Origin of the sequence: Streptomyces sp. NBC_01478 (assembly GCF_036227225.1) — a bacterium.
In the GTDB taxonomy this organism is placed as follows: Bacteria; Actinomycetota; Actinomycetes; order Streptomycetales; family Streptomycetaceae; genus Streptomyces.
Genome location: NZ_CP109444.1, coordinates 6789579 through 6810921 on the forward strand (window position 1 = coordinate 6789579; position 21343 = coordinate 6810921).

At 70.7% G+C, this 21343-nt stretch carries 22 protein-coding genes; 16 read left to right on the plus strand and 6 right to left on the minus strand.

Translation table 11 applies throughout. From position 1 onward, the window contains the following. Positions 1–86 precede the first annotated feature (86 nt). A complete protein-coding gene (locus OG223_RS30745; protein WP_329255601.1) occupies positions 87–386 on the minus strand; it encodes a PLD nuclease N-terminal domain-containing protein in 300 nt (99 codons plus the stop codon). Between the two features lie 155 nt (positions 387–541). On the opposite strand from OG223_RS30745, the gene OG223_RS30750 reads away from it, so the two are divergent. Further along, entirely contained in the window at positions 542–1996 is a 1455-nt protein-coding gene (locus tag OG223_RS30750; RefSeq protein ID WP_329255604.1) for a menaquinone biosynthesis decarboxylase, read from the plus strand. Further along, a complete protein-coding gene (gene mqnP, locus OG223_RS30755) occupies positions 1993–2895 on the plus strand; it encodes a menaquinone biosynthesis prenyltransferase MqnP (protein WP_329255607.1) in 903 nt (300 codons plus the stop codon). Before OG223_RS30750 ends, mqnP begins: the two co-directional genes overlap by 4 nt. A 24-nt stretch (positions 2896–2919) precedes the next feature. On the opposite strand, the gene OG223_RS30760 is transcribed toward mqnP, so the two are convergent. Continuing rightward, entirely contained in the window at positions 2920–3531 is a 612-nt protein-coding gene (locus tag OG223_RS30760) for a rhomboid family intramembrane serine protease (RefSeq protein WP_329255610.1), read from the minus strand. A 142-nt stretch (positions 3532–3673) separates the two neighbouring features. Here OG223_RS30760 and OG223_RS30765 point away from each other — a divergent pair, with 142 nt between their 5' ends. From OG223_RS30765 to OG223_RS30790, 6 genes are all read left to right on the plus strand, one after another. Then, positions 3674–4312, plus strand: coding sequence for a UbiX family flavin prenyltransferase (locus tag OG223_RS30765; protein WP_329255612.1), 639 nt, complete (start codon positions 3674–3676; stop codon positions 4310–4312). Between the two features lie 58 nt (positions 4313–4370). Further along, positions 4371–4826, plus strand: a complete 456-nt coding sequence (locus OG223_RS30770; RefSeq protein WP_329255615.1) for an Lrp/AsnC family transcriptional regulator — start codon at positions 4371–4373, stop codon at positions 4824–4826. A gap of 85 nt (positions 4827–4911) precedes the next feature. Then, positions 4912–6075: an aminofutalosine synthase MqnE gene (mqnE, locus tag OG223_RS30775; RefSeq protein WP_329265564.1), complete on the plus strand. Its 1164-nt coding sequence runs from the start codon at positions 4912–4914 to the stop codon at positions 6073–6075. Between the two features lie 10 nt (positions 6076–6085). Next, the gene (locus tag OG223_RS30780; protein WP_329255618.1) at positions 6086–6610 is read left to right on the plus strand and encodes a GNAT family N-acetyltransferase; all 525 of its coding nucleotides are present in this window, start codon (positions 6086–6088) and stop codon (positions 6608–6610) included. 93 nt (positions 6611–6703) lie between these two features. Next, complete coding sequence (locus tag OG223_RS30785; protein WP_329255621.1) at positions 6704–7015, plus strand: DUF4229 domain-containing protein; 312 nt, start codon at positions 6704–6706, stop codon at positions 7013–7015. A 46-nt stretch (positions 7016–7061) separates the two neighbouring features. Next, entirely contained in the window at positions 7062–7712 is a 651-nt protein-coding gene (locus OG223_RS30790; protein ID WP_329255624.1) for a TetR/AcrR family transcriptional regulator, read from the plus strand. Between the two features lie 155 nt (positions 7713–7867). Here the strand turns inward: OG223_RS30790 and OG223_RS30795 are convergent, their stop codons facing one another. Next, the gene (locus tag OG223_RS30795; protein ID WP_329255628.1) at positions 7868–8776 is read right to left on the minus strand and encodes a MaoC family dehydratase; all 909 of its coding nucleotides are present in this window, start codon (positions 8774–8776) and stop codon (positions 7868–7870) included. A gap of 352 nt (positions 8777–9128) precedes the next feature. Between OG223_RS30795 and OG223_RS30800 the strand changes: the two genes are divergently transcribed. Continuing rightward, positions 9129–11042 (plus strand): AMP-dependent synthetase/ligase, encoded by a 1914-nt coding sequence (locus OG223_RS30800; RefSeq protein ID WP_329255631.1) that lies wholly within the window; start codon positions 9129–9131, stop codon positions 11040–11042. A gap of 7 nt (positions 11043–11049) precedes the next feature. On the opposite strand, the gene OG223_RS30805 is transcribed toward OG223_RS30800, so the two are convergent. After that, entirely contained in the window at positions 11050–11946 is an 897-nt protein-coding gene (locus OG223_RS30805; protein WP_329255634.1) for a LysR family transcriptional regulator, read from the minus strand. A gap of 159 nt (positions 11947–12105) precedes the next feature. On the opposite strand from OG223_RS30805, the gene OG223_RS30810 reads away from it, so the two are divergent. The 5 genes from OG223_RS30810 to OG223_RS30830 all read left to right on the plus strand — a co-directional run bounded on the left by OG223_RS30810 (position 12106) and on the right by OG223_RS30830 (position 16810). Then, the gene (locus OG223_RS30810; protein WP_329255637.1) at positions 12106–12666 is read left to right on the plus strand and encodes a DUF6817 domain-containing protein; all 561 of its coding nucleotides are present in this window, start codon (positions 12106–12108) and stop codon (positions 12664–12666) included. Between the two features lie 65 nt (positions 12667–12731). Continuing rightward, on the plus strand, positions 12732–14519 hold the full coding sequence (gene kstD / locus OG223_RS30815; protein ID WP_329255640.1) for a 3-oxosteroid 1-dehydrogenase: 1788 nt from the start codon (positions 12732–12734) through the stop codon (positions 14517–14519). Positions 14520–14731: 212 nt separating this feature from the next. Further along, positions 14732–15217, plus strand: coding sequence for an SAV_915 family protein (locus OG223_RS30820; RefSeq protein ID WP_329255643.1), 486 nt, complete (start codon positions 14732–14734; stop codon positions 15215–15217). Further along, complete coding sequence (locus tag OG223_RS30825; protein ID WP_329255646.1) at positions 15217–15513, plus strand: DUF6317 family protein; 297 nt, start codon at positions 15217–15219, stop codon at positions 15511–15513. Before OG223_RS30820 ends, OG223_RS30825 begins: the two co-directional genes overlap by 1 nt. Positions 15514–15520: 7 nt before the next feature. After that, entirely contained in the window at positions 15521–16810 is a 1290-nt protein-coding gene (locus OG223_RS30830) for a WXG100 family type VII secretion target (protein ID WP_329255649.1), read from the plus strand. 370 nt (positions 16811–17180) lie between these two features. On the opposite strand, the gene OG223_RS30840 is transcribed toward OG223_RS30830, so the two are convergent. Beyond that, on the minus strand, positions 17181–17981 hold the full coding sequence (locus OG223_RS30840) for a class I SAM-dependent methyltransferase (protein WP_443073762.1): 801 nt from the start codon (positions 17979–17981) through the stop codon (positions 17181–17183). Between the two features lie 158 nt (positions 17982–18139). Beyond that, complete coding sequence (locus OG223_RS30845) at positions 18140–18343, minus strand: cold-shock protein (RefSeq protein ID WP_003992177.1); 204 nt, start codon at positions 18341–18343, stop codon at positions 18140–18142. 287 nt (positions 18344–18630) lie between these two features. Here OG223_RS30845 and OG223_RS30850 point away from each other — a divergent pair, with 287 nt between their 5' ends. Together OG223_RS30850 and OG223_RS30855 are read left to right on the plus strand one after the other, a co-directional pair. Beyond that, positions 18631–19479, plus strand: a complete 849-nt coding sequence (locus tag OG223_RS30850; protein ID WP_329255656.1) for a menaquinone biosynthetic enzyme MqnA/MqnD family protein — start codon at positions 18631–18633, stop codon at positions 19477–19479. Positions 19480–19579: 100 nt separating this feature from the next. Beyond that, entirely contained in the window at positions 19580–21331 is a 1752-nt protein-coding gene (locus OG223_RS30855; RefSeq protein WP_329255659.1) for a serine/threonine-protein kinase, read from the plus strand. The last annotated feature ends 12 nt before the right edge of the window (positions 21332–21343 follow it).

Sequence of the window (21343 nt, forward strand, 5' to 3'; positions counted from 1 at the left end):
CGGTTCCTGCCGGTCCGGGCCCAGAGGCGCATTGTCCGCATCGAGGCGCCCGGCGGCGTACAACCTGCACGTATCCCTCGGGGTTCCTACTCCGTCTTCGGGTCCCGCTCGGGGTCGTCCTTGTTCAGGGACTTCAGGAACTCGGGGTTGTCGTCCGGCGCGACCCACCGGCCCTGCGCGGCCTGCGCCTCGGCCGGGTCGCGCCGCGCCCTGCCCGCGATCAGCCACGCGATCGGGCCCACCAGCACCTCGCCGAAGAGCAGGATGACGAACACCCACGCCAGCTTCGGCATGCCCCGTACGTCCTCCTCGGGCGTGTTCAGGCAGTCCACGAAGGCGTAGATCCACAGAGCCAGGACCAGCAGGAAAGGCAGATACCTGAGCATGGCGGCGAGATTCTCCTGAGTGCTGGGACGGCCCCGGTGACGGGGTCAGGTTAGCGGGTGGCCGCCGTGCTATCCCGGGGGACAACCCCCGGACCCCCGGCAGAAGGCAGGGGTGGACGTCAGGAGACAGCGAGCACTCGGCGATACTGGGACACATGGCTTACGACGATCTTCGCTCCCTGCTCAGGGCACTGGAGCGCGAGGGCGACCTCAAGCGCATCAAGGCCGAGGTGGACCCCTGTCTCGAGGTCGGGGAGATCGTCGACCGGGTTCAGAAGGCCGGTGGGCCCGCGCTGCTCTTCGAGAGCGTGAAGGGGTCCTCGATGCCCCTCGCCATGAACGTCTTCGGGACCGACCGGCGGCTGCTGAAAGCGCTCGGGCTGAAGTCGTACGGCGACATCTCCGAGAAGATCGGCGGGCTGCTGCGGCCCGAACTGCCGCAGGGGTTCGTCGGGGTGCGGGACGCCTTCGGGAAGCTGGGGTCGATGACCCATGTGCCGCCGAAGAAGGTCAAGGACGCGCCCGTGCAGGAGGTCGTCCTCCAAGGGGACGATGTCGACCTCGACCTGCTGCCCGCCCTCTTCACCTGGCCTCAGGACGGCGGGTCCTTCTTCAACCTCGGGCTCACGCACACGAAGGACCCCGAGAGCGGGATCCGTAATCTCGGGCTCTACCGGCTCCAGCGCCACGACAAGCGCACCATCGGTATGCACTGGCAGATCCACAAGGACAGCCGGAACCACTACCAGGTCGCGGCGCGGCGCGGGGAGCGGCTGCCGGTCGCGATCGCCTTCGGGTGTCCGCCCGCCGTGACGTACGCCTCGACCGCGCCCCTTCCCGGTGACATCGACGAGTACCTGTTCGCCGGGTTCATCGCGGGCAAGCGGATCGAGATGGTCGACTGCAAGACCGTGCCGTTGCAGGTGCCGGCGCAGGCCGAGGTCGTCATCGAGGGGTGGCTGGAGCCCGGCGAGATGCTGCCGGAGGGGCCGTTCGGGGACCACACGGGGTTCTACACGCCCCAGGAGCCGTTCCCGGCGCTGACCATCGACTGCGTCACGATGCGGAAGCGGCCGTTGCTTCAGTCGATCGTCGTAGGGCGGCCTCCGACGGAGGACGGACCGCTGGGACGGGCGACGGAGCGGTTCTTCCTGCCGCTGCTGAAGATCATCGTGCCGGACATCGTGGACTACCACCTGCCCGAAGCGGGCGGATTCCACAACTGCGCGATCGTCTCCATCGACAAGAAGTACCCGAAGCACGCGCAGAAGGTGATGCACGCGGTCTGGGGTGCGCACATGATGTCCCTGACCAAGCTGATCGTGGTCGTCGACGCCGACTGCGACGTCCACGATCTGCACGAGGTCGCGTGGCGGGCGCTGGGCAACACGGACTACGCCCGGGACCTGTCGGTCGTGGAAGGACCCGTCGATCATCTCGACCATGCCTCCTACCAGCAGTTCTGGGGTGGCAAGGCGGGGATCGACGCGACGAGGAAGTGGCCCGAGGAGGGCTACACGCGGGACGGCGGCTGGCCCGAGATGGTCCTGTCCGACCCGGAGACGGCGGCGAAGGTCGACCGCCGGTGGAAGGAGTACGGACTTTCGTGAGCAGCGCATCAGCCGCGATCCCGCAGCCGGGGCGCACCAAGGCGTTCCTACGCCTCGTCATGATCGAGCACTCCGTCTTCGCCCTGCCCTTCGCCTACATCGCGGCGCTGACCGCGATGTTCCGGCTGGACGGGAACATCCACTGGGGGCGCCTGCTGCTGGTCACCATCTGCATGGTGGGCCTGCGCACGTTCGCGATGGCGGTGAACCGGATCATCGACCGGGAGATCGACGCCCGTAACCCGCGCACCTCGCACCGGGAGCTGGTCACCGGTGCGATGACGGTCAAGCACGCGTGGACGGGCGCGCTCGTCGCGCTGGTCGTCTTCCTCGGCTCGGCGGCGCTCCTCAACCCGCTCTGTCTGGCGCTGGCCCCCATCGCGGTGATCCCGATGGTGGTCTACCCGTACGGCAAGCGGTTCACGAACTTCCCGCAGGCCATCCTGGGTCTGGCCCAGGCGATGGGCCCGGTCGGCGGCTGGCTGGCGATCACCGGCGAGTGGTCCTGGGACGCGGTGATCCTCGGTCTCGCCGTCGGTATCTGGATCGGCGGCTTCGACCTGATCTACGCCTGCCAGGACATCGAGACCGACCGCGAGATCGGCGTCATGTCGGTCCCGGCCCGCTTCGGCATCCCCGCGTCCATCTGGGGCGCGCGCGTCTGCCACGCGATCACCACGGCCCTCCTCGCCTGGTACGGCGCGGCGACCGGCGCGGGTGCCTTCTTCTGGTTCGGCCTGATGATCGTCGCGGGCGCGTTCCTGTACGAGCACTCGATCGTCCGGCCGCATGACCTGTCCCGCCTCAACCGCGCGTTCTTCAGCGTCAACGGGTTCATCGGGATCGCCCTGTTCGTGTGTGCGCTGCTGGATCTGCTGGTGCGCGGGCTCACGGTGTAGGCGCGGTCCGCGGCGCGGGTCGGCCTACGCCGTCAGCGCGCCGCGCTGCTCGCTGGTGGCCCGCCGCCGGAACACGAACGCCGCCCCCACCCCCGCCACCAGCCCGACCAGGTGCGCCTGCCAGCTCACCCCCGACTGTGTGGGTGCGAGTCCGAGCAGGATCGACGTGCCCCAGACCGCGCCGACGATCAGGCCGACGGCGATGCCCAGCGGGCGGCGCTCGACGAAGCCGCTGATGAGCAGGAAGCCGAAGAGGCCGAAGATCAGGCCGGAGGCGCCCGCCGTGTTGGTGTGGGCCGGGGATATGAGCCAGACGCCCAGGCCGTCCGCGACGATGATCAGCGCGCAGACCGCGGCGAACCGCCGGATGCCGCCCAGCGCGGCGAGGAAGCCGAACACCAGCAACGGCACACTGTTCGCCGCCACATGCGCGAAGCCGAAGTGGATGAACGCGGCCGGCACGATGTCGAGCAGCTCGGACGGCTCACGCGGGACGATCCCGAAGCTGTCGAGGGCGTGGCCGGTCACCACGTCCACCACTTCGAGCAGCCACAACAGCCCGACCCAGCCCACCATCAGCTTGGCCGCGGCCTTCGCACGGTCGCCCTGCGACCACTCCCACTGCGTACCGGACATGGCACCCCCCACGGTCCACTCGTCCCCACAGAAGAACGCCCCGGCACCCTTGGCCGGTTCCCGCCCCGCGACGCCAGCTAGGCTCGGTGTCGTGAACCCAGTCAAGCCAGGAGAGACGCCGCGTACGCCTTGGATCGTAGGGGTGTCCGGCGCTTCCGGCACCCCATACGCGGCTGCCGTGCTGCGCGCGCTCCTCGACGCCGGCGAGAGTGTCGACCTCGTGGTGTCCCGGGCGTCCCGGCTCACGCTCCTCGACGAGACGGGGATCTCGTTCCGGGACGCGCACTGGCAGGACGACCTGCGCGAATGGCTGGCCCGCGGCGCCGACGGCAAGCCCGGCACCTTCCAGCCCGCCATCGACACCGACGCCGTACGGCACTGGAGCGCGGGCGACCTCGCGGCGGGGCCGTCCTCGGGGTCGTACCCCTCGAAGGGGATGATCGTCGTGCCCGCGTCGACCGCCTGTGTCGCGGGGGTCGCCCTCGGGCTGAGCAAGGACCTGTTGCAGCGGGCGGCGAGCGTGACCCTCAAGGAGCGCCGCAAGCTGGTGGTCGCCGTACGCGAGACGCCGTTGAACGGGCAGACGCTGCGGCACCTCGTGACCCTGGACGACCTGGGGGCCGCCGTGGTGCCGGCCTCGCCCGGGTTCTACGCCGGAGCCACCCACATCCAGGACCTGGTGGACTTCGTCGCCGGGCGGGTCCTGGACTCGGCGGGTGTCGCGCACGATCTGTACCGGCGGTGGGCGGGCGACCTCGGGGGCTCCCGCACCATCAACTGACGTACGGCATCGGCTCATTCATCTTCATCATCGTCATCACCGGAAGGCAATCGATCGCATGGACGCGGTGGACAGGCAGCTCATCCAGGCCCTGAGAGAGAACGGCCGGGCCTCCTACGCGGAGCTGGGGCGCCTCGTCGGCCTGTCGGGACCCAGTGTCACCGACCGCATCAACCGGCTGGAGGCGGCCGGTGTCATCACCGGCTACCGCGCGACCGTCGACTCGGCCTCCCTCGGCCTCGGCGTCATCGCCCTGATCGGCATCTCGCTCTCCGACGCCGCCGACCACGAGGACGTGGCGCGCCGGATGAAGGACCTCAGCGAGATCGAGGACTGCTGGTTCATCGCGGGCGAGGACTCGTTCATGCTCAAGGTGCGGGCACCGGACGTGGACGGGCTGGAGAAGACCATCCGGCGGCTCAGCGGGACCAAGGGCGTCTCCCGGACTCGTACGACCATCGTGCTCTCCACGAAGTGGGAGAACCGGGTCGGAGAGCTGCCCGAAGAGGCGTAGGCGCGAAGCGCCGTTTGGGGGCCCCTCCCGCCCGAAGGGTGGGGGAGTACGGTTCAAGAAGTCTGTCTGAGGAAGAGGTATGGGCATGGATGTCGGGCTCAAGCGCGAGCTGGAGCAGAAGGTCCGCTCCGGTGAGCGGCTGTCCCGCGAGGACGGCATCGCGCTGTACGAGTCGGACGACCTGGCCTGGCTGGGCGGACTGGCGCACGAGGTGCGGACGCGGAAGAACGGCGATGTCGTCCACTTCAACGTCAACCGCCACCTCAACATGACCAACGTGTGCACCGCGTCCTGCGCGTACTGCTCGTTCCAGCGCAAGCCGGGCGAGAAGGACGCGTACACGATGCGCATCGAGGAGGCCGTCCGCCTCGCCAAGGCGATGGAGGGCGAGAACCTCACCGAGCTGCACATCGTCAACGGCCTGCACCCGAACCTGCCGTGGCGCTACTACCCGCGCTCCCTGAGCGAGCTGAAGAAGGCCCTCCCGGACGTCTCGCTGAAGGCCTTCACGGCGACGGAGATCCACCACTTCGAGACCATCTCGGGGCTCAGTGCCTCCGAGATCCTCGACGAACTCATCGACGCCGGGCTGGAGTCCCTCACCGGCGGCGGCGCGGAGATCTTCGACTGGGAGGTCCGCCAGCACATCGTGGACCACCGCACGCACTGGGAGGACTGGTCCCGGATCCACCGCCTGGCGCACGAGAAGGGTCTCAAGACCCCGTGCACCATGCTCTACGGCCACATCGAGGAGCCGCGCCACCGCGTGGACCACGTGCTGCGGCTGCGTGAACTCCAGGACGAGACCGGCGGTTTCCAGGTCTTCATCCCGCTGCGCTACCAGCACGACTTCGTGGACATGAAGGACGGGAAGGTACGGAACCGCCTTCAGGCGCGGACGCAGATGGCGACCGGCGCCGAGGCCCTGAAGACCTTCGCGGTCTCGCGCCTCCTCTTCGACAACGTCCCGCACGTCAAGGTCTTCTGGGTCATGCACGGCGTCCAGACCGCCCAGCTCGCCCTCCAGCACGGCGCGGACGACATGGACGGCTCGGTCGTCGAGTACAAGATCACGCACGACGCCGACAACTACGGCACCCCGAACAAGCTCACCCGCGACGACCTCCTCGACCTGATCCGCGACGCCGGTTTCCAGCCGGTCGAGCGGAACACGCGCTACGAGATCATCCGCGAGTACGACGGCCCGGACCCGGCGCGGCGCGAGTCCCCGCAGCCGATGCGCGTGTGAGAACGGCACGATGGCACTGACGTTTGAACTGGACCCCGCGATATCCCCTGCTCTGCGCGAGGGCCTCCTCGCCCTCTGGGCGGACGTCAGCAACGCGGGCGGCTCGGTCGGATTCGTGGCGCCGGTCACGGTGGACGACATCCGGCCCGAGCTGGTGAAGCACTTCGTGGCCATGGTGGAGGGCCGCATCCGGCTGCTGGTCGGCCGGGACGAGGCGGGCGAGGTGGCCGCGACGGCGTTCATCGCCTTCAACACCCACCGCCTGATGCGGCACTGGGTGTGGCTCTACACGGTGATGGTCCACCCCCGCCACCAGGGCAAGGGCTACGGCCGCGACCTGCTCGCCGCCGCCGAGGAGGCCGCCCGCGGCCTCGACGGCATCGAGGCGATCCGCCTCACCTGCCGGGGCGGCCACGGTCTGGAGCGGTTCTACGGCTCCTGCGGCTACAAGGAGGTCGGCCGGGTGCCCGGCGCGATCCGGGTGGCGCCGGGGGACGACCGGGACGACATCTTCATGCTGCTGCCCCTGCTGTGAGCCGCCGACCCCGCCCGAAGATCGGTGGGGGCGCGTGCTTCACTGAGTAGGACTGTTCGGTTAAGTCTGTTCGTTACGGAAGAGTGGATTGAGATGTTCCGCTACACGCTGTGGCGCCTCGGGGTCTTCGCGGGCTGCCTCGGAGTCGTCTGGGGCCTCGTCTACCTCGGCGTCTTCCCGCGCGGCTTCGGCGAGTCCAACGGCATGTGGATCGTCCTGCTCGCGCTGGTGATCTCGGCGCCGATCAGCTTCGTGGTGCTGCGCGGGGTGCGGGACCGGGCCTCCGTGCAGATCGTCGAGCGGGTCGACCGGATGAAGGCGAACCTGGACGCCAGCCGCAGCCAGGAGGACGAGACCGTGGACGCTGCCCAGCCGGCCTCCCACCCGCAGGGCCAGTCTTCCTAGACCTTCTGTCGGCAGCCCCGCGATCCGGCCCAACTACCCTTGCCCCATGGGTGCCGTGAAGACCAAGCGGATGCCGCGGGCGGTCCGTGAGCAGCAGATGCTCGACGCCGCCGTGCAGACCTTCGGGCAGCGCGGTTACATGGCCGCGTCGATGGACGAGATCGCCGAACTCGCGGGCGTGTCCAAGCCGTTGGTGTATCTCTACCTGAACTCGAAGGAAGACCTGTTCACCGCGTGCATCCGGCGCGAGGGCCAGGCGCTCACCGAGGCGGTACGGGCCGGTGTGGACACCGGGTCGGCGGCCGACCGCCAACTCTGGGACGGGCTGCGGGCGTTCTTCACGCACACCGCGCGACACCCGGACGGCTGGGCCGTGTTGCACCTCCAGGCCCGCACCCACGGCGAGCCCTTCGCGGCCGAGGTGGCGGCGATGCGCGCCGAACTCGTCGCGTTCGTCACCCAGTTGATCGCGGTCGCCGCCCGCGAGGCGCACCGCGACCCCGACCTCGCCGACCGCGAGGTGGCCGGCCTGGCCGAGGCCCTGGTCGGCGCCGCCGAGTCCCTGGCGGCCTGGTCCAACGCGACCGAGGGCGTCACCGCCAAGCAGGCGGCGGCCACCCTGATGAACTTCGCGTGGGCGGGTCTCGGCGGCCTGATGGAGGGGCGGCCCTGGACGCCGCCGATCACGGTTCCGTAAAGGATCGGTCCAGCACTACGACGAGTACGGCACCGCGTTGGAGGCCGGTACCGGCTCGACCTACGGGTGGCTCGGCGGATGCCGGCGCTCGCAGGACCCAGCTGCCCCTCGTCCTCACCGTGCCGGCCCCCTCGTCGGCCGGGCCGCCCGACGGTTCAGACCGGGAGCGGGCGCACCTGTCCCTGGACGTGCACCCGTTCCCCGCTCCGCAGCACGAACCGCCCGCCCTCCGCCGCGTACTCCACCACCCCCGGCAACAGCACCGGCGCCCTGAACTCCGCCCGCACATGGGCCGATTCGGGCGTCCCGTGCGCCGCCAGGCACCGCGCCACCGTCCACATGCCGTGTGCGACGGCCCGCGGGAAGCCGAAGAGGCGGGCGGTGAGCGGGTAGAGGTGGATGGGATTGCGGTCACCGGACGCGGCACCGTAGCGCCGGCCGACGTCCTCCCCGAGCCGCCATGTCGCGACGCCGGGCAACACGCCCCGCGCTTCCGGGACTTCGGGCGCCCGTGCCTCGGGACGCTGGTGCCGGGCGAGATACGTGCTCCGCGACTCCCATACGAGCTTGCCCGCGCCCCCGGACCCGGCCGTGCCCCCGAGCGCCCCCACGCCGCCGGACCCGCCCGCGCCCCCGGCCCGCATCTCGGTCGTGACCGTCGCCTCCGTGCCGCGTCGGTGCGGGGCCAACTCGTCGACGTAGACCGTCAGTTCGTAGTTCCCCGTGGCCGGTGTCGCCACGTGCCGGGTGATCTCCACCGAGGTGTGGACCAGGCCGAGCAGCGGGAGCGGGAAGGCCCGGCAGCTCATCAGGCGCATGGCGAGCGGGAAGCCGAGGACGTGCGGATAGGTGACCGGGAGGGCGTCGTCGCCGGTGGCGAAGCCGCAGACGCGTTCGTAGGCGGCCAGCTTGGCCAGGTCGACGCGGACGCCGGGCAGGACCAGGCGGGTGCGGGGGAACGCGGCGTCGGGGCGGGGCCGCTTGAAGGGGGAGAGGAGGGCGCCGCGGAGGAGGAGCGGGGTGAGCGCGGGGGTGTCGGTGAGGGGTGGATAGGGGTTGGCCATGTCCCACTCCCGGGTGGTGTCCTGGGTGGCTCTTTTCGGCTTACTTCGCAGTAAGGTTACCGCAGGTAAGGCCAAGTGGGACGAGCTGGACGCGTCATGGCGGGCGCACGGGTGACGCAGAGGCAACGCAAGGCGGACGTATAGCCGACAAAGCCGCGCGAACCCGCCGAGGTTGCACAGGCCCGGCCCGGTACCACCTCCGAAACCGCACGAACTCCCCACGCGGGCCCCGTACGATCTGCGACCTGACCCGAGGTAACACCCCGGTTGCGGGCCGGGATGAACACCCCGGTACGCATCATGCGTACCTAATGCAGCAGAGCGGTACAAGCTGCACGCCACAGGAGCTGCCATGTCCCTCGCGTACCCGTCCGGCCACGACTACGACGGCGCGCCCGTACTCGTCGAGCCCGAGATCCGGCGGCTGGACGGTGTGGTGCGGGAGGTGTCCGTACCGCCGCTGGTGCCGCCGGTGACGCACGGTTCGCTCGCCGACGTGCCGTTCGAGAACGCGGCGGCGGCACCCGACCACCGGGTCCTCAGCAGGCAGGCGGAGGACGGGAGTTGGACGGACGTGACGGCGGCGGAGTTCGCCGAGCAGGTGCAGGCCGTCGCCAAGGGGCTGATCGCGGAGGGGCTCGCGCCGGGCGACCGGATCGCGGTCATGGCGCGGACGTCGTACGAGTGGACGCTCCTCGACTTCGCCGCGTGGGCGGCGGGCCTGGTCACCGTCCCCATCTACCCGACCTCCTCGCTCTTCCAGATCCGGTGGATCCTCCAGGACACGGGCGCGGTGGCGATGGCCGCCGAGACGGTCGCGCAGGCGTCCTCGCTCGGCCCGGAGACGCCCCGGCTGCCCGACCTGCGCCACATGTGGGTCTTCGAGAAGGGCCATCTGGAGCGGCTGGCCGAGCTGGGCCGGACCGTCCCGGACCAGGAAGTCGCCGTACGGCGTGGGGTGTTGCTGCCCGACACGCTCGCCACCGTCATCTACACCTCGGGCACCACGGGCCGCCCCAAGGGCTGTGCGATCAGCCACGGGAACTTCCTCGCGGAGATCGACAACGCGATCGAACTCCTCTACCCCGTCTTCAAGAACAAGCCGAACGAAGAGCCCTCCACGCTCCTCTTCCTGCCCTACTCCCATGTGTTCGGCCGGATGGTCGCGATCGCGTGCGTCCGCGCCCGGGTCCGCCTCGGCCACGCCGCGAGCCTCAAGTCCGAGGACCTGCTGGCGGATCTGGCGAGCTTCCAGCCGACCTTCCTGCTGGCCATCCCGTACATGCTGGAGAAGGTCTTCAACAACGCGCGGGCGAAGGCGGAGAAGGGCGGCCGCGGCAAGGTCTTCGACCGCGCCGCGAACGTCGCCCGCCGCTACGGCGAGGCCCTGGAGGCCCGCCAGTCCGGCACGGGATCCGGCCCGAGCCGCCCGCTGAAGACCGCCCGCACCTTCTACGACCCGCTCGTCTACCGCAAGATCCGCAACGCGCTGGGCGGCAGGCTCCGTTACGTCATCTGCGGCGGCTCACCGCTCGGCCGTCCCCTCGCCGCGTTCTACACCGGCGCGGGCATCGAGATCTTCGAGGGCTACGGCCTGACCGAGACGACGGCGGCGGCCACCTGCACACCCCCGCTCAAACCCCGCCTGGGCACGGTGGGTTGGCCGATGCCCGGCACCCGGGTACGGATCGCGCAGGACGGCGAGATCCTCCTCTACGGCGGCCAGGTCTTCCGCGGCTACTGGGACCCGCACGGCGACGGAGTGATCCCCGCGTCCCCCGACGGCTGGCTCGCCACCGGCGACATCGGTCGCCTCGACGACGAGGGCTACCTCACCATCACCGGCCGCAAGAAGGAGATCCTGATCACCGCGGGCGGCAAGAATGTGGCCCCGGCCCCGCTGGAGAACTGGCTCCGCTCCCATCCGCTGATCGCCCAGTGCATAGTCGTCGGCGACCGCCGCCCCTATGTGGCCGCCCTCATCACCCTCGACCTCGACGGCATCACCCACTGGCGCCAGATGAACGGCAAGCATCCCGTACCGGCCGAACTCCTGGTCGACGACGAGGAGTTGAGGGTGGTCCTGCAACGCGCCGTCGACGACGCCAACCAACTGGTCTCCCGCCCGGAGTCCATCCGCCGCTTCAGCGTCCTGCCGGGCGACTTCACGGAGACGGCGGGCCATCTGACACCGTCGATGAAGCTGCGCCGCGAGGTCGTGATGCGGGACTTCGCGAAGGACATCGAGGAGCTGTACGCGAACTAGGCCCGCCTCAGGCCGACTTGGCGCAGCACTCCACCACCGTGTCCGCGAACGCCCGCGCCGGCGGGCTGAGCGCGTCCCAGCGGCGGACCGCCCAGCCGACCGCCAGGGGGCGCAGCGCGGGCAGCGGCACGAGGCGCAGCTCGCCGTCCTCGCGCAGGCCGGGGAAAGCGGGGACGACCGCGCGGCCCAGACCCAGTCCGGCGAGCAGCAGGGCCGTGTCCCAGTCGGCGACACTCGTGTCGTACCCGAACCGCACCCCCAACTCCGAGCAGGCCGCCTCCAGTTGAGTGGCGGAGGTGGAGTCCGGGGGGAGCCGGATCAGCCGCAGGCCGCTCAGTTCGCGCAGGTCGGCGGCGTCGGCGCGGTACCGGTCGGCGAGGGGATCGTCCGCGCGCATCGCGAGCACCCACGGCAGCTCCCGCACCGGCCGCTGCTCGATGCCGCGCACCGGGGCGCCCAGGGTGATCCAGGCGAGGTCGAGATCGCTGTCGGCCAGCGCGTCGAAACAGCCCCGGCTGGAGCTCTCGGTGCGGAACTCCAGTTGGACACGGGGGTGTTGCCGCCGGAAGGCGACGACCGCCTCCGCCATGAAGTGCCGTACGGTCGTCGCCCCGGTCGCCACCCGCACCGTCCCGCTCTCGCCGTCGACGAGATCCCGCAGGTGCCGCAGCGCGAGATCGAGCCCGGCGATGCCCTCCGCCGCGGCGCTCTCCAGCACCCGCCCGGCCCGCGTCGGCAGGACCCCGCGCGGCTGCCGCTCCAGCAGCGCGACCCCCGTCTCCCGCTCCAGCCGCTTCACATGCTGGCTCACCGCCGACTGGGTGCAGTCCAGCTCCCTGGCGACCGCGCTCAGGCTCCCGGCACGGCACACGGCCACAAAGACCCGCAGGTCGTCGAGTGTCACAACACCCAAGCTAACACTGGGGTTTGACGACAGAACCTTAGGATTGACTCGCCTCGGCGGCATGGGCGACGATCTCGGCAGGGCCCGGGCGGCAACCCGCCCCGACCACCGCGGGGGAGGGGTGGGTGCCGACCCGCATGACCGGCCGGAGGTGTCCGCATGGCCGTAGACACGGAGCAAGTACGGGAACTGCTACGTCAGTTGGGCGCCGAGACCGTCCCTCATCCCGGCGGCTCGCTCTTCGCCCACCTGGACCGGGTGCGTGGACGGCTGGCCGGGTGGGGTGCGCGCCCCGCACTCCAACTCGCGGGCCTCTGCCACGCGTTCTACGGCACCGACGGCTTTCCCGGGGCGCTGCTGCCCCTCGACCGTCGTGCCGAACTGCGCGCCGTGATCGGACCGGAGGCGGAGGCGATCGTCCATCTCTATGCGAGCTGCGACCGCAAGGCCACATATCCGGTGCTCGCGGACCGCGGCCACGACGCCTTCCGTGCCCGCTTCCACGACCGTTTCACGGGAACCGGCTCGGTCCCCGCACCCGGCCCGTGCGCGGACTTCGCCGAGCTGACGGCCGCCAACGAACTGGACCTGGCAGAAGGGAACATGGCCTTCCGTGCCGCATGGGGCCCGGCTCTCCTCGCCCTGTTCACCGGCTGGCGCCCGCTGCTGAGCGAACCGGCGTGGAACGACTGTCGCGCGGTACTGCCGGACATCCCCTAGTCATTGACTTCCCAAGACCCCCGCGCGACATTCCCAGCTCCTTTCCTCGTCGGGCTGGAGCCGCCATGACCCCGAGCACGGACACGCACGCACAACTCCCCGGTCGTAGACGCGTGTTGGCCGGTGGTGCGGTCGCCGCGCTCGGTGTGGTCGGTGGAGTGGGGCGGTACTCGGCGCGGGCCGCCGACCTTCCGCTGCTCGGTACCTACGACGTCGTCGTGATCGGGGCGGGGGCGGCCGGGATGACGGCCGCGCTGACCGCCGCCAAGCAGGGGCTCAGTTGCGTGGTGGTGGAGAAGGCGCCGACGTTCGGCGGGTCGGCGGCCCGTTCGGGGGCCGGGATCTGGATACCGAACAACCCCGTGATCCTGGCGGCCGGGGTGCCGGACACACCGGCCAAGGCCGCCGCCTATCTCGCCGCCGTCGTCGGCACCGATGTCCCCGCGGACCGCAGGCAGTCGTTCCTCGCCCACGGGCCCGCCATGATCTCCTTCGTGATGGCCAACAGCCCGCTGCGGTTCCGCTGGATGGAGGGATACAGCGACTACTACCCGGAGTTGGCGGGCGGGCTCCCGGGCGGCCGTTCCATAGAACCCGATCAGCTCGACGGCACCATCCTCGGCGCCGAACTCGCCCACCTCAACCCGCCGTACATGGCCGTCCCGAGCGGCATGGTCGTCTTCAGCGCCGACTACAAGTGGCTCGCGCTGTCCGCGGTGAGTGTGAAGGGGGCGGCCGTCGCGACCGAGTGTCTGGCCCGGGGGACCAAGGCGGCGCTGCTCGGCCAGAAGCCGCTCACCATGGGCCAGTCCCTCGCCGCCGGCCTGCGCGCGGGGCTGCAGTCCGCGCAGGTGCCGGTGTGGCTCAACACCCCGCTCACCGACCTGTACTTGGAGAGCGGCACCGTCACCGGAGCGGTCGTCACCCGCGACGGAACCGCCGGGCTGGTGCGCGCCCGGCGCGGGGTCGTGGTCGGCTCCGGCGGCTTCGAGCACAACGCGGCCATGCGCGCCCAGTACCAGCGCCAGCCCATCGGCACGGACTGGACCGTCGGCGCGAAGGAGAACACCGGCGACGGCATCCAGGCGGGCCAACGGGCGGGCGCGGCCCTGGCGTTGATGGACGACGCCTGGTGGGGACCCACCATCCCGCTCCCCGGCACGCCGTACTTCTGCCTCGCCGAACGCACCCTCCCCGGCGGCCTGTTGATCAACCAGGCCGGTTCCCGCTTCGTCAACGAGGCCGCACCGTACAGCGATGTCGTCCACATCATGTACGACCGCGACGGCACCGCCCCCGACATCCCGGCCTGGCTGATCGTCGACCAGAACTACCGCAACCGGTACCTCTTCAAGGACGTCCTCCCGACCTTCGCCTTCCCCGACGACTGGTACAGCTCGGGCGCGGCGTACAAGGCGTGGACACTGGACGCCCTGGCCTCGTCCATCGGGGTCCCGGCGGCGGCCCTGCGCTCCACGGTCAGCCGCTTCAACTCCCTTGCGGCGAGCGGCAAGGACACCGACTTCGGGCGCGGCGACAGCGCGTACGACCACTACTACACGGACCCCTCGATCCTCCCCAACTCCTGCCTCGCCCCGCTCTGGCTGCCCCCGTACTACGCCCTCCGCATCGTCCCCGGCGACCTCGGCACCAAGGGCGGCATGCGGACGGACGCGCGGGCGCGGGTGCTGCGGGCGGACGGTTCGGTGATCCCCGGTCTGTACGCGGCGGGGAACGCGAGTGCGGCGGTGATGGGGCACAGCTACGCGGGCGCGGGCTCGACGATCGGTCCGGCGATGACGTTCGGGTATGTGGCGGCGCTGGATCTGGCGGGGGCGCTGCAGCCGTCGTAGGGCCGGTGTCCTGGTCTGGTCATCGTGTGGTCAAGGGATGGCCAGGCCGGGACCAAGCGGCCGTATGCATTGCGCATGCAACGGGCTCGGAGGGCTGACATAGCCGGATTTGGGCCCTGGGCCGGTGGCTACTGTGATGGCGCGAACACGTCCACAGCGACCACGACGACCTACGACGACTTACGACGACTTACGGGGAAGAGGAGACGGCGGTGGGGGAGCCGAACCGTTCACGCCTTCTTGACTACACGCAGGGCCCGCCGGCGGGGATGCCGGAGCCACGCCGGTCGAGCCTGCTCGACTACGCCGAGGCCGAGCCACCGCCCCTCCCGGCAGCCGCCGGACGCCCCGGTCCCAGGCCCGGCGTCCCGCCGTACGAGACGCCCGTCTTCGTGCCCGCCCATCCCCGGCATGTCGACACGACGTACGACGACGGCCGCCCGGTCCGGGTGCCGTTCATCGCGTACGAACTCTTCGGGCATCCCGCCGGCGGGACCGTGGCCTTCGCCTTCACGACCCTGGAGCACCTGGTCGAGGCGCTCGGCGACGCCCAGCCGTGGGTCGCGACCTCGCTGGGGCCGCTGGCCGAGGGGCTGGCCGAGCGGGGAGCGACCGTACTCCTCGACCCGCGGGTCGCCGCCGGACAACCGAACTGGGAGCCGGCCGATCTGGCCGCCTACGCGCGGGAGGTGCGCTGATGTCCGCGGACTTCAAGGCGGTGATGAGTGACCTGACCTCGATGGCCTCGACGTTCCACGACCAGGCCACGGACTACCGGAAGCTGCACGACCAGGTGGCCCCGCCCGTGGTGAGCGGCGGGGACTCCGGCCTCGACCACGCCATCAAGGAGGTCGCCGATCTCATCGTCGCCCTCCACATCGGCTTCGCCGACCGGCTGGACGACCGGGGTGACAAGGTCGCGTACGCCCGCGACTCCTTCCACCGGCACGACGTCGACGTCCACGGCGTGTTCGAAGACCTGATGGCGGAATGAGGCGCGGATGACGGACAGTTGGGTGGGCGGCGACATCGGCGGGCTCCGCACGATGGCGACGACGTACAAGAACGCCAAGGACAAGCTCGACGACGTCATCGCTCCGCTCACGCGTGCCGTGGACGCCCTGGTCGACGACGCGGGCTGGAAGGGCGAATCGGCGGAGACCTTCCGCGCCACGTACACGGAGGACGCGGTGACCGCCGGGGCCTTCGCCGGTCTGGTGCACTCCGCCGGAGAGATCCTCGACACCCTCGCCGACGCGCTGTCCGCGTGCGAGACGGCGCTGCAGAACGCCGAACACGTCGCCACGGGCAAAGGCGTGCCCGTGGGGGACAAGGGCGTCCCCCTGGCCATGGTCACGGCGAATCCGCCGAGTGCGGCGGAGCAGAAGACGATCTCCGCGATGACCGAGTACGACACGGTCCGCAAGGAGGTCCTGCACACCGCACAGCAGGCCCGGCTGGTGGCCGCGGACCGGCTCGCGGGGCTGTACGAGCAGGTGACCGCGTCGGTGTCGACCGGCGACAAGGTCACCCTCGCGGACTATCTGCGGGGCCTGTACGCGTTCGACGCCGAGGACACCCGGGTCGACGGCGCCAAGGCCCGCACGGAGATCGACGACGCGAAGTCCGAGGCGCAGGCCGCGAAGAAGGAACTCCGCGCGGAACGCAAGGCGTTCCAGAAGGCGGGCCGTGCCCTGCCCAAGGATCTTCCCGCCAAGGGGGCCTACGCCGACGCGGTCGCCAAGGTGCGGTCCCTGGAGGACGACATCGCCGCCGCGGACAACGGCAGTACGAAACTGCCGTACGACCGCGTCCTCAACGTCAAGCTGGGCGATGCCGCGGACGCGCTGCGCACGGGCGAGAGCCTGGACAAGCTGCCGGACTTCCTCAAGGAGATCCCGGTCCTGGACGTCGCCGCGGCCGGTGCCTGCGGGCTGCTGGAGGCCTCCGACGACCACGACAAGGGCTGGTCCTGGCAGCACTCCGTCGCCGTGGACGGCGGTGCCAACGTGGCCGGGCTGGTCACGGGCGCGGCCATCACGGCCGGCCTGGTGGCGGCCGCGCCCTTCGAAGCGCCCGCGATCGTCGTGGCCGGGGTGGGCGGCGCGATCGTCGTCGGGGCGACCGGTGTCATCGACCACGCGTTCCACGAGCACTGGAGCGAGGACATCCACGACCACGGGGTGGTGGGCGGTGTGCTGCACGGCACGGGCAACGTCATGACGGAGACCGGGCATGACTTCGTACGACTGAAGGATGACGTCTGGCATGGCATCAAAAGCATCTTCTGAGGCCGCCTCCGGAACCCCGGCCCGGATCCCCGCCCTGCCCGGACTCGGCACCACCTGGTACGAGCGCGGTCCCCGCTACTGGCTGCGCCGGGCCTCCGGGGCCCTCCTCTGGTTCGTCGTGCTGGCCTTCTTCTGCTACATCGCGCTCGTCCTCTACGGCAGCTTCCGCACGAGCCTGCCGTCAACGGTGCGCGCCGTGTGGGACTGGGCGCAGGTGGTCCTGTCCTTCGTGGCCCTGGTCTGGGGGTGGCGGGTGCAGCGCCGGGACCACCACAAGAAACTCCTCGACCCGCCCTCGCCGGGCCAGGCCCGCCGGTCCAAGCGGAACGAGACCGGCCGCTCCGTCGGGCTGGCCGTCGCGGGGCGCGTGCTACTGCTGGTCGCGGCGCCGGTCGCCCCGGCGTTCGCGGCGGGCTGCGTCGGCTGGGTGCTCGCGGCGTTCACGGTCCGCGAGTACCCCAGCGAGGTCGGCGCCCGCCGGGCCCTGGAGCGCAGTCGCCGTCTTCCGGGCGGTCAGGAACGCCTGCGCTGACGTCTCCCTGAGTTCCTCGTCCGCCTCCCGAACCGTCCGCGAGCGCGGCTCGAATCCCGCCGTCTCCAGCAGTTCGGCCATAGGTTCCGGCCGCCGCCGTTCGAAGTCCAGGCGTACCGGGTGGCCGAAGGGCCGGTCGAGGGTGAGGGGCTGGTCGCCGGTCTGGAAGGCGAGCAGCAGATGGCCGCCGGGTGCCAGGACGCGATGGAACTCGGCGAAGAGGGACGGGAGTCGGTCCACCGGGGTGTGGATGGACGAGTACCAGGAGACGACCCCCGCGAGCGCCCCGTCGGGGATGTTCAGCTCCAGCATCGAGCCCTGCAGGAAGCGCAGTCCCGGGTTCTCGCGGCGGGCGATCGTCAGCATTGACTCGGACAGGTCGAGGCCGAAGACGTCCAGGCCGAGGGCGGTGAGATGTGCGGTCGTCCGCCCCGGCCCGCAGCCCAGGTCGGCGACCTGCCCGCCCCCGCCACGGGCCACCAGCTCGGCGAAGGCGGCCTGCACCGTCCAGTCGCGCGGCCGGCCGCCGGGCTCACCCGCGAACATGTCCGCGTAGTCCTCGGCGACCGCGTCGTAGAAGGTCCGGGTGGTGGTCACGAAGTCGGCTTCGGCGGGTGGCGTCGCAGGCGTCGATGTCATGGCCGGGGACCCTACCGACCCCCACCGACAACCCGCCCGACCGCCGGAGGCAAAGGCAGGAGCCCCGTCGCCTTGCGGCGCGGGGCTCCTTGGGTACTGCTATCTGTTCCGGATCAAAGCACCAGGCTCCGAGACCGAAGAAACTGCGATCAGGTGACTCAGACGGGGGTGACGTTCTCCGCCTGCGGGCCCTTCGGACCCTGGGTCACGTCGAAGGAGACCTGCTGGTTCTCCTCCAGCGAACGGAAGCCGCTCGCGTTGATCGCGGAGTAGTGAACGAAGACGTCGGGGCCGCCGCCTTCTTGGGCGATGAAGCCAAAGCCCTTTTCGGCGTTGAACCACTTCACGGTTCCGGTAGCCATAAGCCCTCCTTGGGCCCAAAGGGTTGCCCTGCTCCAGAACCCTGCAAGTGTGAAAACAAGTCCCGCACTACTGCATACGTCTGAAAACGACTAGAGCCCGCGGTTACATGCTCCGCAGGCTCTGTACTGCAAGGGAAACCAAACTGCAACTTGGCGGCGAGCCTAGCACGCGGGCAGCCGAAAGCAATAGAGGCCAAGATCACATCACTCGGACGTTTGAAGATCGCCAAACGCTTGACTGTGGGGCCGAAGTATGGAGCGTACCGCATGAGGTCTAGCCTCACGTTGTGGACAATTCTCGCACCCGGCCGCGCGTCGGCCACATCCAGTTCCTGAACTGCCTTCCTCTGTACTGGGGGCTCGCCAGGACGGGCACGCTTCTCGACTTCGAGCTGACCAAGGACACCCCGGAGAAGCTCAGCGAGCAGTTGGTGCAGGGGGGCCTCGACATCGGGCCGATCACGCTCGTCGAGTTCCTCCGCAACGCGGACGACCTGGTCGCCTTCCCCGACATCGCCGTCGGCTGCGACGGCCCGGTGATGTCCTGCGTGATCGTCTCGCAGGTCCCGCTGGACCAGCTCGACGGCCGCCGGGTCGCCCTCGGCTCGACCTCGAGGACCTCCGTCCGCCTCGCCCAGCTCCTCCTCTCCGAGCGCTACGGCGTCCAGCCCGACTACTACACCTGCCCGCCCGACCTGAGCCTGATGATGCAGGAGGCCGAGGCCGCCGTACTCATCGGAGACGCGGCCCTGCGCGCCAACCTGCTCGACGGGCCCCGCTTCGGGCTCCAGGTGCACGACCTCGGCGCGCTCTGGAAGGAGTGGACCGGGCTGCCGTTCGTCTTCGCGGTCTGGGCCGCCCGCCGCGACTACCTGGAGCGCGAGCCCGTCATCACCCGCAAGGTCCACGAGGCCTTCCTCGCCTCCCGCAACCTCTCCCTCGAAGAGGTCGGCAAGGTCGCCGAACAGGCCGCCCGCTGGGAGGAGTTCGACGAGGAGGTCCTGGAGCGGTACTTCACCACCCTCGACTTCCGCTTCGGTGCCCACCAGTTGGCCGCGGTCGCCGAGTTCGCCCGCCGGGTCGGCCCCACGACCGGCTTCCCGGCCGACGTGAACGTGGAACTGCTCCAGCCGTAAGAGACGTGGAAGACAACGGACGGTTCTGCTCCGGCCGTCGTCACCGGTGGGGTGTGGCCCACTACCCTGCTGGAAGTCGTACGGGGGAGGGGTGGACGGCATGCAGCCGCTCGGAGACGACGAACCCACGGTCGTGGGGCCCTACCGGCTGCTCGGCCGGCTCGGTTCCGGCGGGATGGGCCGGGTCTATCTCGGGCGCAGCGCGGGCGGCCGTACGGTCGCGGTCAAGATCGTGCATCCGCACTTCGCGCTCGACGAGGAGTTCCGCGCCCGCTTCCGCCGCGAGGTCGACGCCGCGCGCCGGGTGGGCGGCGCCTGGACGGCCCCCGTCCTGGACGCGGACCCGGAGGCCGCCGTGCCGTGGGTCGCCACGGCGTACGCGGCCGGTCCGTCGCTCTCCGGCGCCGTCGCGGACGGCGGGCCGCTGCCCACGGCCACCGTACGGGCGCTGGGCGCGGGGCTCGCCGAAGCGCTGACGGCCGTCCACGAACTGGGGCTGGTGCACCGGGACGTGAAGCCGTCCAACGTGCTCCTCACCCTCGACGGGCCCCTCCTCATCGACTTCGGCATCGCCCGCGCCACGGACGGCACCGCCTCCCTCACCTCCACCGGCGTCTCCGTCGGCTCGCCCGGTTACATGGCCCCCGAGCAGATCCTCGGGAAAGGGGCGATCGGCGCGTCGGACGTCTTCTCGCTGGGTGCCGTGCTGGCCTACGCGGCCACCGGCGAATCGCCCTTCCCCGGCGACTCCTCGGCCGCGCTGCTCTACAAGGTCGTCCACGAGGAGCCTCAACTGGGGCAGATGAGCGGGGACTTGCGGGAGCTGGCGAGCGCCTGTCTGGCGAAGGACCCTGCCGCGCGGCCGACTCCGGGCGAGGTGGCCCGGGCGCTCGCTCCGGACGGGGCCGCCCGGCTGGTGGCGGGCGGGTGGCTGCCGGGGGCGCTGGTGGAGCAGGTCAGCCGAAGTGCCGTGCAGTTGCTGAACCTTGAGGCCGCGGGGGTGGCCGAGGGGGTGCCTTCGGGGCCGGTGGGGTTCAGCAGTCCCTCGGTGGGGGGTGCCGGGGCCGGAGCCGGTGCCTTCGGTCCGCCGCCGGTGATGCCGGTGGCCGCGCCCACCGTGCCGCCCTTCGTGGTGCCCGAACCCCGTGACGCGCTCCCGCACGACACCCTCCCCCCGGATGCGGGACGTCACCCCGGGAAGGTCTCCCTCTCCCTCGGCGCCACGGCGGCTCCGGGGGCCGACAAGCGTCGGCGCAGGGTGAGTTGCACGCTGGTGGTGGTCGTCGCCGGGTTCGCGGCGGTGGTCCTGGGGCCGCTCGCGGTGTACTCCCTGCTGCCGGGCGACAAGGGCACGGACACCTCCGCGGGCTCGGCCACCGAGCCGACGACGAGCAAGGCTCCGAGCGACGTGCCGCGCCCCACACCGAGCAGCACGTCGACCAGCACGACGACCAACGTGCCGAGCCCCGCGCCCAGCACCGCCGAGGGCACCCCGCTCACGTCCGTGCCCGCCGTCTACCTCGGCACCTGGGAGGGCGAGGGCACCGCACTCGGCGGCACGCTCCCGGACGGGACCTTCCGGCTGACGGTGAGCAAGGCGGCCGTAGGACAGCAGGTGGGCATCCTCCGGCAGACCGACCAGCTCGGCGGGGTCTGCGACGACGTACTGACCCTGAAGCGGGTGACGAAGACGCAGCTCGTCGCGTCGGCCGCGGGCGCGAAGACCAACCGTGACGTGTGCAACCAGGCGGCCCACACCGTCACCCTCACCCCCGTCGGCGACGACCTGAAGTACGCGTCGGACAGCTCGGCCGAGGGCTCGCCGACCGCGCGGATGTCGAAGGTCGAGTAGGGGCCGGGACCG